The sequence below is a fragment of the Streptomyces tricolor genome, from assembly GCF_002155905.1.
In the GTDB taxonomy this organism is placed as follows: domain Bacteria; phylum Actinomycetota; class Actinomycetes; order Streptomycetales; family Streptomycetaceae; genus Streptomyces; species Streptomyces tricolor.
Genome location: NZ_MUMF01000161.1, coordinates 1 through 13,309 on the forward strand (window position 1 = coordinate 1; position 13,309 = coordinate 13,309).

11 protein-coding genes are annotated in these 13,309 nt (G+C 74.0%); 6 read left to right on the forward strand and 5 right to left on the reverse strand.

All coding sequences use genetic code 11. The features are described 5' to 3' along the window. Nucleotides 1-2: 2 nt before the first annotated feature. From CCN44_RS12690 to CCN44_RS12705, 4 genes are all read right to left on the reverse strand, one after another. Complete coding sequence (locus CCN44_RS12690) at nt 3-1,025, reverse strand: DNA-3-methyladenine glycosylase family protein (RefSeq protein WP_208639762.1); 1,023 nt, start codon at nt 1,023-1,025, stop codon at nt 3-5. A gap of 81 nt (nt 1,026-1,106) precedes the next feature. Then, nucleotides 1,107-2,438: a coenzyme F420-0:L-glutamate ligase gene (locus tag CCN44_RS12695; protein ID WP_059251140.1), complete on the reverse strand. Its 1,332-nt coding sequence runs from the start codon at nt 2,436-2,438 to the stop codon at nt 1,107-1,109. Further along, complete coding sequence (gene cofD, locus CCN44_RS12700) at nt 2,435-3,394, reverse strand: 2-phospho-L-lactate transferase (RefSeq protein WP_059251141.1); 960 nt, start codon at nt 3,392-3,394, stop codon at nt 2,435-2,437. Before cofD ends, CCN44_RS12695 begins: the two co-directional genes overlap by 4 nt. Nucleotides 3,395-3,428: 34 nt before the next feature. Further along, the gene (locus CCN44_RS12705; RefSeq protein ID WP_059251142.1) at nt 3,429-3,923 is read right to left on the reverse strand and encodes a cysteine dioxygenase; all 495 of its coding nucleotides are present in this window, start codon (nt 3,921-3,923) and stop codon (nt 3,429-3,431) included. Between the two features lie 677 nt (nt 3,924-4,600). Here CCN44_RS12705 and CCN44_RS12715 point away from each other — a divergent pair. From CCN44_RS12715 to CCN44_RS12725, 3 genes are all read left to right on the forward strand, one after another. Further along, entirely contained in the window at nt 4,601-4,864 is a 264-nt protein-coding gene (locus CCN44_RS12715) for a WhiB family transcriptional regulator (RefSeq protein WP_003975777.1), read from the forward strand. Between the two features lie 192 nt (nt 4,865-5,056). Beyond that, nucleotides 5,057-8,701, forward strand: a complete 3,645-nt coding sequence (locus tag CCN44_RS12720) for a glycosyltransferase (protein WP_086697696.1) — start codon at nt 5,057-5,059, stop codon at nt 8,699-8,701. Further along, entirely contained in the window at nt 8,698-10,215 is a 1,518-nt protein-coding gene (locus tag CCN44_RS12725) for a DUF5719 family protein (RefSeq protein WP_086697697.1), read from the forward strand. The genes CCN44_RS12720 and CCN44_RS12725 overlap by 4 nt, the downstream gene beginning before the upstream one ends. A gap of 148 nt (nt 10,216-10,363) precedes the next feature. Here the strand turns inward: CCN44_RS12725 and CCN44_RS12730 are convergent, their stop codons facing one another. Continuing rightward, nucleotides 10,364-10,819 (reverse strand): metallopeptidase family protein, encoded by a 456-nt coding sequence (locus CCN44_RS12730; protein ID WP_086697698.1) that lies wholly within the window; start codon nt 10,817-10,819, stop codon nt 10,364-10,366. 281 nt (nt 10,820-11,100) lie between these two features. On the opposite strand from CCN44_RS12730, the gene CCN44_RS12735 reads away from it, so the two are divergent. From CCN44_RS12735 to CCN44_RS12745, 3 genes are all read left to right on the forward strand, one after another. Next, on the forward strand, nt 11,101-11,526 hold the full coding sequence (locus CCN44_RS12735) for a DUF3499 domain-containing protein (protein ID WP_079081058.1): 426 nt from the start codon (nt 11,101-11,103) through the stop codon (nt 11,524-11,526). 155 nt (nt 11,527-11,681) lie between these two features. Beyond that, complete coding sequence (locus CCN44_RS12740) at nt 11,682-13,046, forward strand: phosphomannomutase/phosphoglucomutase (protein ID WP_086697699.1); 1,365 nt, start codon at nt 11,682-11,684, stop codon at nt 13,044-13,046. Nucleotides 13,047-13,120: 74 nt separating this feature from the next. Continuing rightward, nucleotides 13,121-13,291, forward strand: coding sequence for a Trm112 family protein (locus CCN44_RS12745; RefSeq protein WP_079081059.1), 171 nt, complete (start codon nt 13,121-13,123; stop codon nt 13,289-13,291). Nucleotides 13,292-13,309: the final 18 nt, after the last annotated feature.

Consider the following 13,309-nt stretch of genomic DNA (forward strand, 5'->3'; position numbering starts at 1 on the left):
GCTCACAGCAGGCCGATGTTCACCTTGCGCATCCTCGGCGTACGCCGAGCCGGTACGTGCCCGTTCAGCAGGATCAACCGAGCCGCCCGATGCCGCTGCCCGGCATACGGCTCCAGCAGCCGCAGCATCTCCGCGTCGTCGGCATCCCGGTCCCCCGCCAGCGCCCACCCCACGATCCCCGGCAGATGCAGGTCCCCGACCGTCACCGCATCGGCCGCCCCATGACTACGCTGCACCACTTCCGCCGACGTCCACGGCCCCACCCCCGGCACCACCTCCAACCGCGCCCGCGCCTGCGCCGCCGGCATCCCCACGGCCTGCTCCAGCCGCGCAGCGACCCGCACGGCCCGCAGAATCGTCGACGCCCGCTTGTCGTCCACGCCGGCCCGATGCCACTCCCAGGACGGAATCAGCGCCCAGGTCCGCGGCGCCGGCATCACCCACATCGGCCGTTCGCCCACCCCCGCGGGCCCCGGCGCCGGCTCCCCGAACCGCCGTACCAGCAGCCGCCACGCCCGGTACGCCTCGTCGGTGGTGACCTTCTGCTCCAGCACGGACGGAATCAGCGACTCCAGCACCAGACCGGTCCGGGTCAGCCGGAGCCCCGGCCGCCGGTGCCGCGCCAGCGCCACCACCCGGTGCCGCGGCACGAACGCGTCGGGATCGTCGGCGGCACCGAGCAGTTCCGGCAACCGCTCCAGCAGCCACTCGGCCCCCGGCCCCCACGCCTCGCCGAGCACCTCACCGCCGTACGCCCGCACCCGCAGCGTCCCCGGCCCGGCGGGCGTACGGCAGGCCCGCCACACGGACCCGTCCGCCGTGGCCCGGAACGTGGGGTCGGCGGGCCCGCGCCGCAGCGGCCCGAGGGTCAGCCCGAGGTCCAGCGGCCCGTCCGGCACCCACCGCCGTACCCGCGCGGGCGCCGCGGCCTGCCGCGGTATCCCGGCAGCGGCCCCCGCGGGCACGGCGACCTGCCCGCCGCGCACGGTCGTACGCGTCGGCCGCTGGGGAAAACGTCCTGCCACGAATGAGTCCTCGGAGTCCGGTGCCGTCCTACGAGACTAGGCGTTCGAACGCGACGGCGAGGCCGGCGGCCCGCACGGACCTCACCGCACCGTCACGAACGCCCCCGCGTCCCGCTCCGGCCGCGGTCTCGGCGGCTCCGCCGGACGGCCGACCGCCACCGCGCCCATCGGATCCCAGTCCGCCGGCAGCTCCAGCACCTCGCGCACCACGTCCCGGCAGAACATCGTGGACGACACCCACGCCGAGCCCAGCCGCTCCCCGGCCAGCGCGACCAGCAGGTTCTGCACGCCCGCGCCCATGGAGACCACGAACATCTCCCGCTCGGCGCCGTCCCGCCGGGCGTCCCCGTAGGTGTGCGAGCCGTCCATGACGAGGCACGGCACGATCAGGTACGGCGCGTTGCGCAGCACGTCACCGCGCCGGATCCGCTTCGCGACGGACTCCTCGCTCCTGCCGTCCCGGCGCAGGTCGGCGATCCAGGCCTCCCGCATCGCGTCGAGCAGCCGTACCCGCGACTCCTCCGACTCCAGCAGCACGAACCGCCAGGGCGTGGTGTGGTGCGGGGCGGGCGCGGTGACCGCGGCGGCCACCGCGCGGCGGACCGCGCCGGGGTCCACGGGGTCGTCGGTGAACGCCCGCACGGTACGGCGCTGGGTCACGGCCTCCCGCACCGCCTCGGAGGTGCCGAGCCGGAACATGTCGTCCTGCGCGTTGCGCACCAGCGCCCGCGCGCCCTCGCCGTCGGCACCGGGATCCACGACGTGGGGGAGTCCGCGCACCACGGCCACCGGCCGCCCGGCCGCCTTGCCCTTGACCAGGTCGCCGGCGGCGGCCAGCTCGTCCGCGGTGGCGACGACGGTCGCGCTGAGCGGATTGCCGTACGCGTCCGTGCCCCCGCGCAGATCGTCCAGCACGCGCACCCCGGCGGCGCCGATCGCCACGTCCGTGAGCCCCGAGCGCCAGGGTCGCCCGAACGTGTCGGTGACCACGACCCCGACGTCGACGCCGAGGGTGTCGCGCAGCCCGGCCCGGATCGCGCGCGCGGACGCGTCCGGGTCCTCGGGCAGCAGCAGCACCGTCCCGGCGGGCGTGTTGGAGGCGTCGACTCCGGCGGCGGCCATGACCAGACCCTGCCGGTTCTCCACGATGCGCAGCGTGCCGCGCCGGGCCACGACCCGGACCGTCTCGGCGTCGATCGCCGCCTCCCGGTCCTCCGCCTGTACGACCCGTCCCTCGGCCTTGGAGACGATCTTGGAGGTGACGATCAGCACGTCTCCGTCGGCCAGGCCCGGCTCGGCCGCGGCGATCAGCTTGGCGATGTCGTCGCCCTGCCGCACCTCGGGGATGCCGGACAGGGCCCAGACCCGGTACGCGGGCCGCTCGGCCGCCTCGGCGGACGCCGCTTCGCTCACGCCGCCCGCACCTCCTCGGCCAGCGCCAGCGCCTCGCGCGCCATCTGCGCGGTCGCGTCCACGTCGGTCATCATCAGCGGCACGGCCCGGCAGCGGATCCCGTCCGCCTCGACCCGCTCGACGACGCCCGCGTCGACGGTGTCGACCAGCCAGCCGTCCAGCAGCCCGGAGCCGTAGTGCTCGGCGACCGCGGCGGCCGTGGACTCCACGCCGACGGCGGCGAGCACCTTGTCGGCCATGCCGCGCACGGGCGCGTCCCCGACGATCGGGGAGAGGCCGATCACGGGCACGCCCGCGTCGGCGATGGCCTCGCGGATGCCGGGCACGGCGAGGATGGTGCCGATGGACACCACCGGGTTGGACGGCGGGAAGAGGATGACGTCCGCCTCGGCGATGGCCTCCAGCACGCCCGGGGCCGGCTTGGCCTGCTCGGCGCCGACCGGGACGACCGCCTCGGCCGGGACGGAGGCGCGCAGCCGCACCCAGTACTCCTGGAAGTGGATCGCCTTGCGCTCACCGTCCAGCTCGACGGCCACGTGCGTCTCGACGCGGTCGTCGGTCATCGGGATCAGCCGCACGCCCGGCTTCCAGCGGTCGCACAGCGCCTCGGTGACCGCGCTGAGCGGATAGCCGGCGCTCAGCATCTGCGTCCGCACGATGTGCGTGGCGAAGTCCCGGTCGCCCAGCCCGAACCAGTCCGGGCCGACGCCGTAGGCCGCCAGCTCCTCCTTGAGGTGGAAGGTCTCGTCGGTCCGTCCCCAGCCCTGCTCCTCGTTGATGCCGCCGCCCAGCGTGTACATCACCGTGTCGAGGTCCGGGCAGACCTTCAGCCCGAAGAGGTGGATGTCGTCGCCGGTGTTGCCGATGACCGTGATGGCCGCGTCCGGCACGGCCCGCTTCAGACCGCGCAGGAAACGGGCACCGCCGATGCCGCCTGCCAGAACCACAATGCGCATGAACCCCAGTCTTGCAGGCGGGTCCGACAAGGCGTCAGACGGCCACCGGACGCGCCTCGCAGTGCGGGGAGGCGTGCATGGGCATCTCGGTCAGGCCGGGGTGGTACACGTGCAGGCTGACCGCCGGCTCCAGCGCGTCGTTCACCACCTCGTGGACGTACCCCGGCGCGAACACCCGCTGGGCGCCCGCCGCCAGCGCGCGCGTGCCGCGCTCGGTGCGTTCGGTGAGGGTGCCCTCCAGGACGGTGAGGACGCCGGACGAGCGCCCGTGGTCGTGCGGCCCGCTGCCCTGACCGGGGACCCAGGACAGCAGCCACACCTCGTAGCCGGGTCCGGTGCGCAGCCGGTGGTACCAGCGGGTGGTGGCGTCGTAGCGGACGAGGTGCGCCCACTGGGCGCGGTCGGCGGCGATCGAGCGGGCGAGCCCCACGAACTCGGCGACGGTGGCCGGGTGCTCGCGCGGCGGCTGGAGCAGGTGCGGGACTTCGAGGATGTCGCCGGCGATCTGGAGGTCGTTGTCGCTGTTCATCGGGGTGTGGTGGTCCTCGGCGAAGAGTGGGGGGGCTGGAGCTGGGGTGACGCGTACGGTCCGCCCGGGTCGCGGGCGGGCGGGGTGCCCTGGATGAGGGATCACGCAGTGCGGGACGCGGCCGAGCCGGGATGGACTCGGGAACAGCCGGAGCGGGCTCGGCTCAACAGCTGGAACAGCAACAACAGCTACAGCGCGCGCGGGCGGCACCGAGGGACCCGGCGGTGCGGGTCGAGGTGAGTGCCAAGTTCGCGAGCATGCCCACTAGGACATCGGTTCACACCCGCACTGTCAACTCGACGCCCGGTATGTGGGACATGTTTCACCTCATCCGGTTCATCTGTGAGGCGAAAGGTTTGCTCTCCCGGGGTCCGGGACACATGGGGCACATCCGAGCGCTAGAGCCTCGCGGAACGGGATCGAACACGGAGGCGTCTTTCTCCGTACAGAGATCTGTACGGGGTTCGGCCGCCCCCGTGGGTCCGGCTGCGTGTCAAGGTTTATGCCGATTTGAACACTTTCCGCACGGCCTTGGTTCCGCAGAGTGAATAACGGGCCCAATAGCAGATCTCGGCTTGACTCGCCCGGAGCAGCACACTTGTAATTTCACTCGTGTCGTTCAGCCGAGATCGGTAACGGCTACGCACGGGGACGCGAAAGACAGACGAGGGGCGCACATGACCGAGCTGGTGCAGCAACTGCTGGTCGACGACGCGGACGAGGAACTCGGCTGGCAGGAGCGCGCGCTGTGCGCCCAGACCGACCCCGAGTCCTTCTTCCCCGAAAAGGGCGGCTCCACCAGAGAGGCGAAGAAGGTCTGCCTCGCCTGCGAGGTCCGCTCCGAGTGCCTCGAGTACGCCCTCGCCAACGACGAGCGCTTCGGCATCTGGGGCGGCCTGTCCGAGCGCGAACGCCGCCGCCTGAAGAAGGCCGCCGTCTGACCGCACGTACGACCGCAAACGGTGCGAACGGCCCGTCGCCAGTGGGTTATCCACAGGCGGCGGGCCGTCGTCATGGCCAGCCGATAGTGTGGTCGCTCGTCCGAGACGCCCCGCCGTCCCCTCGACGCACACGCGACGCACGAGGAGGCGCGGGCGTCCACCGCAGTCCATCGAACCGGGGCCCGTACCTCGATGTCCGTGCACAGCCATACGGCGGCCGAAACCGGCGCCGCCACTCCTGAGTTCCCGCGTCATGTGGTGACCGCGGTCCTCGTCTCCCACGACGGCGCCCGCTGGCTGCCCGACGCGCTCGCCGGGCTGCTCGGCCAGGAGCGCCCCGTCCAGTACGCGATGGCCGCCGACACCGGCAGCGCGGACGACTCCGCCCAGCTGCTCACCGACGCCCTCGGCGACGCCAACGTGCTCCACCTGGCCCGCCGTACCGGCTTCGGCCAGGCCGTGGAGGAGGCGAGCCGCACCGCGCCCGTCCTCACCCCCGAGGACCTGCCGTACCTCAAGCGCCCCAGCGGCTGGGACCCCGTCACGCGCACCTGGCGCGACGACGCCTACGACCTTCCCGAACTGCCGCACGGCGAACCCGTCCAGTGGCTGTGGCTGCTGCACGACGACTGCGCCCCCGAACCCGACGCCCTCGCCCAGCTGCTGCGGGTCGTCGACAACGAACTCGAACTGGGCCGCGACGACGTCGCGGTCGTCGGCCCCAAACTGCGCGGCTGGTACGACCGCCGGCAGCTGCTGGAGGTCGGCGTCTCCATCGCCAACTCCGGCCGCCGCTGGACCGGCCTGGACCGCCGCGAACAGGACCAGGGCCAGCACGACCACGTCCGCAGCGTGCTGTCCGTCTCCACCGCCGGCATGCTCATCCGCCGCGACGTCTTCGAACAGCTCGGCGGCTTCGACCGCCGGCTCCCCCTCATGCGCGACGACGTCGACCTGTGCTGGCGCGCCCACACCGCGGGCCACCGCGTCCTGGTCGCCCCCGACGCGGTCGTCCGGCACGCCGAGGCCGCCTCCCGCGAGCGCCGCACGGTCGACTGCGCCGGCCGCACCGCCGCCTCCCCGCACAAGGTCGACAAGGCCGGCGCCGTCTACACCCTGCTCGTCAACACCCGTACCGCGGCGCTGCCCTGGGTGCTGCTGCGGCTCGTCCTCGGCACCGTCCTGCGCACCCTCGCCTACCTCGTCGGCAAGGTCCCCGGGCAGGCCGTCGACGAGATCCGTGGCCTGCTGAGCACCCTGCTGCGGCCCGAGCGGATCATCGCCGCCCGGCGCCGCCGCGGCCCCGCCCGGATCGACAAGGGCGAACTGCGCCAGCTGTTCCCGCCGCCCGGCGCCACGATCCGGGCCACCGTGGAACAGATCGCGGGCAACTTCACCAGCGGCACCGACACCGACACCTCCTCGGCCGGCCGGCACGGCGGCGCCGTGGAGTCCGGGCCCGGCGGCGACGACGCCGAGTTCCTGGAGGTCGAGCAGTTCGCCCGGCTCAAGCGGATCGCCCGCAGACCCGGCCCGGTGCTCTTCCTCGCGCTGCTGCTCATCTCCTTCGTCGCCTGCCGCGCCCTGCTCACCGGCGGCGCGCTGGCCGGCGGCGCCCTGCTGCCCGTTCCGGCCGGCGCCGGCGACCTGTGGTCCCGCTACCTGGACGCCTGGCACCCGGTGGGCACCGGCGGCACCCCCTCCGCGCCGCCCTACCTGGCGATCGTCGCGACCCTCGCCTCGATCCTGTTCGGCTCCACCGGACTCGCCGTCACCGTCCTGCTGGTCTGCTCGGTGCCGCTCGCCGGCTTCACCGCCTACTTCGCCTCCCGGCCGTTGGTCACCTCCCGGCTGCTGCGCGCCTGGGCGGCGATCGTCTACGCCTTCCTGCCCGCCACCACGGGCGCGCTGGCCGGCGGCCGCGTCGGCACCGCCGTCCTCGCCGTGCTGCTGCCGCTCATCGCGCGCGCGGGCGTCGCCGCGAGCGGCCTGGCGGGCCGCACCGGCACGCGCGGCAGCTGGCGCGCCACCTGGGCGTACGCGCTGCTGCTGACCGTCACCACCGCCTTCACCCCGATCGTCTGGCCCATCGCGCTGCTGCTCGGCCTCGGCGTACTCGTGCTGCGCCGCGGCGACCTCGTCGCCCACGGCCTGCGCTTCCTCGCCCAGCTCGGCACCCCGCTGCTGGTCCTCGCGCCCTGGTCGCTGACCCTCCTGCCCACCGGCTTCTTCCAGGAGGCCGGCCTGGAGTACGGCCCCTCGGCCGCCTCCGCGCTCGACCTGCTCGGCGCCTCTCCCGGCGGCCCCGGCACGGTGGACGGCCTGATGCTCATCGGCATCGTGCTGGCCGCGCTCGCCGCCCTGCTGCGCTCCGAGCGGCAGCTCGGCATCCGCACCGCCTGGGCCGTCGCCCTGGTCGGCCTGGTCTTCGCGGTCCTGTCCAACAGGTCCGCCTGGGCCGGACCGGCCACCCTCGTCTACGGCATCGCCCTGCTGGCCGCCGCCGCCCTCGGTGCCGACGGCGCACGCGCGCGCGTCGCCGAGCAGAGCTTCGGCTGGCGCCAGCCCGTCGCCGCCCTGATCGCCTTCGCCTCCGCCGCCGGCCCGCTGCTCGTCGCCGCCGGCTGGATGATCGGCGGCGCCGACGGCCCCCTGGAGCGCCGCGACCCCGCCCAGGTCCCCGCGTTCGTCGCCGAGGACTCCACCGGCGGCGACCAGGCCCGCACCCTGGTCCTCGACAGCGACTCCACCGCGCGCGTGCGCTACAGCCTGGTCCGCGGCTCCGGCGCCCGCATGGGCGACGCCGAGGTCGCCGCCGCCGACGGCGAGAACCCCCGCCTGGACAAGGCCGTCGCCGATCTGGTCGCCGGCTCCGGCGCCGACCAGGCCGACGAACTCGGCGGCTTCGCCGTGCGCTACGTCCTCGTCCACAAGGGCGCGCCCCGCGACCTCACCCGCATCCTCGACGCCACCCCCGGCCTGGCCCGGCTCAGCCGGCAGAACGGCAGCGCCCTGTGGCGCGTCGAGCAGGACGTCGCCCGCGCGGCCGTCGTGCCCGCCTCCGGCTCGGGCACGGCCCAGCCGGTCCCCGCGGGACCGGTGGAGATCCACACCACCGTCCCCGCCGGCTCCGGCAGCCGCGTCCTGCGCCTCGCCGACGCCGCCGACGACGGCTGGACGGCCACCCTCGACGGCAAGCCGCTCACCCCGACCACGGTCGACGGCTGGGCCCAGGGCTTCCGGCTGCCCGACACCGGCGGCAGGCTGGACGTCACCTACGACGCCCCGATCGCCCGCACCGCCTGGCTCTGGGCCCAGGGCGCGCTCGCCGTCGTCCTGGTCGTCCTCGCCCTGCCCGGCCGCCGCCGCGACGTCGACGACGACCTGCCCGAGGAGCAGCCCCTGCCCGCCCAGGCCACCGCCGGCGAGGGCCGCCGCGCCCGCCGCCTGCGCGCCCAGGCCGAGGAGCCGCCCGCCGAGGACCGGCTCGGCACACCGCCGCCGCCCGAGCAGCCCCCGGCCGCCGTACCGCACCAGCCGTCGTACGAGGGGTACGACGCGACGTACGCGCCGACCGGATACGCCGGCTACGACACGGACCCGTACCAGACCGCGACCGGCTACGACCAGCAGCCGTACCAGCAGCCCGACCCCTACCAGACGGCCCCGTACGACCCGTACGCCTACAACGGCACCGCCGACCAGATGCCGTACGACCCGGCGGCCTACCCGCAGCAGGGCTACGACCCGGCGTACGACCCCGCCCGGCAGGGCTACGACCCGGCCCAGCACCCCCACGGCACCGGCAGCCAGCGCCCCGACGGGAGCCAGCAGTGAACCGCACCACCCTGTCCCTGATCGCCGGTACGACCGCGCTGGCCGCCGTCACCGCGTTCGCCGCGTTCGACTCGCCGTCCGCCTCCGGCGCCGCCGCGCCCGAGGCAGCCGCCCAACGGCCCGTCGAGCGCACCGGCCTGCTGTGCCCCGCGCCGAGCATGTCGGACATCGCCGACACGGCGTACACGTCGTTCACGCCCGCCACCAAGGGCGCCGCGAGCGGCGGCAAGGCCCAACTCCGCGCGGCTGCCGCGCAGTCCGGGGACGAACCCGGCGGCAGCGGGAAGAGCAAGGGCGGCAAGGGCTCCACGCGGCAGACCGACGCGCCGGTGCTCACCCCGAAGGCACCGGGCACGCCGGCCGCCGGCGAGACCTCCGGCGCCGAGACGCCCGCGCTGATCGGTACCGCGGACGGCGGGTTCGCGCCCGGCTGGACCGTCCAGGAGACCACCGAGGTCGCCGCCGGCACCGGCCGCGGCCTGCTGGGCGTCAACTGCACCGGCGCGGACACCGAGTTCTGGTTCCCGGGCGGGAGCACGGCCGCCGGCCGCACCGACTACGTCCATCTGACCAACCCCGACGACTCCGCCGCCGTGGTCGACATCGAGCTGTACGGCAAGGACGGGGCGATCAAGTCCCCGCTGGGCGAGAACCTCACCGTCAAGCCACACGCGAGCGAGCCGATCCTGCTCTCGACGCTCACCGACGAGCGGCTGGAGGACCTGACCGTGCACGTCAGCGTGCGCAGCGGGCGGGTCGGTGCGGCCGTACAGGCCCTGGACGACAAGGCGGGCGGCGACTGGCTGGCCGCGGCCGCCGACCCGGCCGGCGGTCTGGTCCTGCCGGGCATCCCGAAGGACGCCACCGACGTCCGCCTGACCGCCTTCGCGCCCGGCGACGACGATGCCGACCTGAAGATCCGCCTGGCCTCGCCCGCCGGCCTGATCACCCCGGCCGGGAACGAGACCCTGCACGTCAAGGCCGGTATGACGACGACGGTCGACCTCGGCGACGTCACCCGGGGCGAGGCCGGCTCCCTGGTCCTGGCCCCCACCGACCAGACGGTCCCGGTCGTCGCGGCCCTCCAGGTCATCCGCGGCAAGGGCGACAAGAAGGAGATGGCGTTCATCCCGGCCACGGCCGCCGTCGGCACGCGCGCGACCGCGGCCGACAACAGCGTGAAGGGCACGACACTCGCGCTGACGGCCCCCAGCGGCACGGCCACGGTCAAGGTCACGGCGTCGGCCGGCAGCGAGGGCGGAAGCCCGGTGACCAAGACCTACACCCTCAAGTCCGGCACCACCCAGAACATCGACGCCCCCTCCCCGGCGGGCCTGAAGGGCACGTACGCCCTCACCGTCGAACCCGTCTCCGGCGCCCCCGTCTACGCCTCCCGCACCCTCGCCGCCACCGAGGGCACCGTCCCCGCCTTCACCGTCCAGACCCTCCCGGACGACCACGGGACGGTCTCGGTGCCACAGACGGAACAGGACCTGTCGATACTCCAGAAGTAACGCCCCACCCGTGCCGCGGGCAGTCGTGCCTCCCCCAAGCAAGAGCGAAGCCGAGAGCTTGGGGGGAGGGGGGAGCCTGCCGGCGCGGGCAAGCGAATCCGCCCCTGTCCGGCCGCAGCTCGGGGCACCCAGAAGGCCAAGGCCCCGCCTAGTCCTCCCCGTACCGGGGATCCACCGTCTCCGGCGTCAGCCCGAGCAGCTCAGCCACCTGTTCCACCACGACCTCGTGCACCAGCGCGGCCCGCTCGTCCCGCCCCTTGGTCCGGATCTCCACGGGCCGCCGGTACACGACCACGCGAGCCCGCCGCCCGTCCCGCGCGGGGATGGTCCCGCCGAGCGGCACCGCGTCGTCCCCCCACGCCACCTGATCCGCGCGCCCCTCCAACCGGGGCACCTCCAGCACCAGGAAATCGATCTCGGCCAGCTGCGGCCACCGCCGCTCGAGACGCTCCACGGAGTCCTGCACCAGGTCCGCGAACACCTCGGCGCGGCTCGCCGCCAGCGGCACCTGCGGCGGCGCGATCGGCCCCCGCATGCCACGACCGTGGCGATCACGGCGACGGGGCCCGGGGCCGGCGGCACGGGGCGGTACACGGTTGTCCATCACTGGTGAAGCGTAGTCCCCGCACCCTCCGCACGTCCGGTTCCACGCGGCAACCGGCCCTGAACCCCCCTGTCGCAGGATGACCATTCCAGCCAAGCTCTGGCTCGTTTCCGGATCTCTACAAGACCACCGAACTCAAGCCAATTGACGTTGTTTGTACCGACTCATGACCGGGCGCGATCCCGTCCGCCTCTCGCCGGAGCCTCGTCCGCGCAGGTCAACAGCCCCTGTGCAGAGGGGTATGTGGGGCGTTTCACAGCACGACACGGTGGAGTGACCTGGTGGAGAGTCGTCGCGGCCCGCTCAAGAGTGCGGTACCGTCCAACGTCGTGAGCCCTGTACGTCGCTGTTCGCGCACCGCCTGCGGCCGACCCGCCGTCGCGACGCTGACGTACGTCTACGCCGACTCGACCGCGGTCCTCGGCCCGCTCGCCACCTACGCCGAACCCCACTGCTACGACCTGTGCGCCGAGCACTCGGAGCGCCTCACCGCCCCGCGCGGCTGGGAGGTCGTACGCCTCCTCGACGGCTCCGCGCCCGCGCGCCCCAGCGGCGACGACCTGGAAGCGCTCGCCAACGCCGTGCGCGAGGCGGCCCGCCCCCAGGAGCGCGCGGCTGAGGCGGGCGGCGGCGGTGTCCGCGCCGCGGATCCCATGGAGGTCGCCCGCCGCGGCCACCTGAGGGTCCTGCGCTCGCCCGACAACTGAGCGCCACCCCCGCCACCCCTGCCAGGCGTGACGATTCGCCTTGCCCGTGCGTTACCGCTGCGGGCCCACCGGGCGTCCACCGGGTGTCCGCACACCGCCGCCTTACCCCGGACGGGTAGTTTGTGGGCACCCATAGGACTTCAGGAGGGTTGGCCGTGACTGCTGATCTGTCGCAGATCGTGAAGGCGTACGACGTACGCGGAGTGGTCCCGGACCAGTGGGACGAGGCACTGGCCGGACTCTTCGGCGCCGCCTTCGCGGAGGTGACCGGAGCGGCGGCCATCGTCGTCGGCCACGACATGCGGCCCTCGTCCCCCGGCCTCTCCCGCGCCTTCGCGCGCGGCGCCGCCGACCGCGGCGTGGACGTCACCGAGATCGGCCTGTGCTCCACGGACCAGCTGTACTACGCCTCCGGCGCGCTCGACCTCCCGGGCGCGATGTTCACGGCCTCCCACAACCCGGCCCAGTACAACGGCATCAAGCTGTGCCGCGCGGGCGCCGCCCCCGTCGGCCAGGACACGGGCCTCGCGCAGATCCGCGAGCTGGTCGAGCGCTGGCTCGCCGAGGGCGCCCCGCAGCCCGTGGACCGGCCGGGAACCCTCGCGGGCCGCGAGACGTTGGAGGACTACGCGGCGCACCTCCGTTCCCTCGTCGACCTCACCTCCATCCGCCCCCTGAAGGTCGTGGTCGACGCCGGCAACGGCATGGGCGGCCACACGGTCCCCTCGGTCTTCGCCGGCCTGCCCCTGACCCTCGTCCCGATGTACTTCGAACTGGACGGCACCTTCCCGAACCACGAGGCCAACCCGCTCGACCCGGCCAACCTCGTGGACCTGCAGAAGCGGGTCCCGGCGGAGGGCGCCGACCTCGGCATCGCCTTCGACGGCGACGCCGACCGCTGCTTCGTCGTGGACGAGAACGGCGACCCGGTCTCCCCGTCCGCGGTCACCGCCCTGGTCGCCGCCCGCGAACTCGCCCGCAACGGCGGCAAGGGCACGGTCATCCACAACCTCATCACGTCCCGCACGGTCCCGGAGGTCGTCCGGGAGAACGGCGGCACCCCGGTCCGCACCCGGGTCGGCCACTCCTTCATCAAGGCCGAGATGGCCCGCACCGGCGCCATCTTCGGCGGCGAGCACTCCGCCCACTACTACTTCAAGGACTTCTGGAACGCCGACACGGGCATGCTGGCCGCCCTGCACGTCCTCGCCGCCCTCGGCGGCCAGCAGGGCCCGCTGTCCGGCCTGGTCGCCCAGTACGACCGCTACACCGGCTCCGGCGAGATCAACTCCACCGTCGCCGACCAGGCCGCCCGCCTCGCCGCGATCCGCACCGCGTACGAGGGCCGCGCCGACGTCACCCTCGACGACCTCGACGGCCTCACGGTCGCCGCCGCCGACTGGTGGTTCAACGTCCGCCCCTCCAACACCGAGCCGCTCCTCCGCCTGAACGCCGAGGCGAAGGACGAGGCCACGATGGCGAAGATCCGCGACGAGGCACTGGCGATCATCAGGGGCTGAGCGGCCTGCCCATCGGCGGTACGCTGACCAGGCATATCCACAGAAGACAACACCGCCCTCCGAAGGGACACCCCATGGCGCTCGAAGCCGGCCTCCTGGAGATCCTCGCCTGCCCGGCCTGCCACGCCCCCCTGAAGGAGCAGGACGCCGAGCTGATCTGCACGGGTCAGGACTGCGGCCTCGCCTACCCGGTCCGCGACGGCATCCCGGTCCTGCTGGTCGACGAGGCCCGCCGCCCCGCGTGACGAGGCCCCCCACCGCGT

What these genes read in the sequence shown, in the direction of transcription:
- CCN44_RS12745 (WP_079081059.1), top strand. Translation starts at nt 13,121, where the DNA reads ATGGCGCTCGAAGCCGGCCTCCTGGAGATCCTCGCCTGCCCGGCCTGC.
- CCN44_RS12705 (WP_059251142.1), bottom strand. Translation starts at nt 3,923, where the DNA reads ATGAACAGCGACAACGACCTCCAGATCGCCGGCGACATCCTCGAAGTC.
- CCN44_RS12720 (WP_086697696.1), top strand. Translation starts at nt 5,057, where the DNA reads ATGTCCGTGCACAGCCATACGGCGGCCGAAACCGGCGCCGCCACTCCT.
- cofD (WP_059251141.1), bottom strand. Translation starts at nt 3,394, where the DNA reads ATGCGCATTGTGGTTCTGGCAGGCGGCATCGGCGGTGCCCGTTTCCTG.
- CCN44_RS12730 (WP_086697698.1), bottom strand. Translation starts at nt 10,819, where the DNA reads ATGGACAACCGTGTACCGCCCCGTGCCGCCGGCCCCGGGCCCCGTCGC.
- CCN44_RS12715 (WP_003975777.1), top strand. Translation starts at nt 4,601, where the DNA reads ATGACCGAGCTGGTGCAGCAACTGCTGGTCGACGACGCGGACGAGGAA.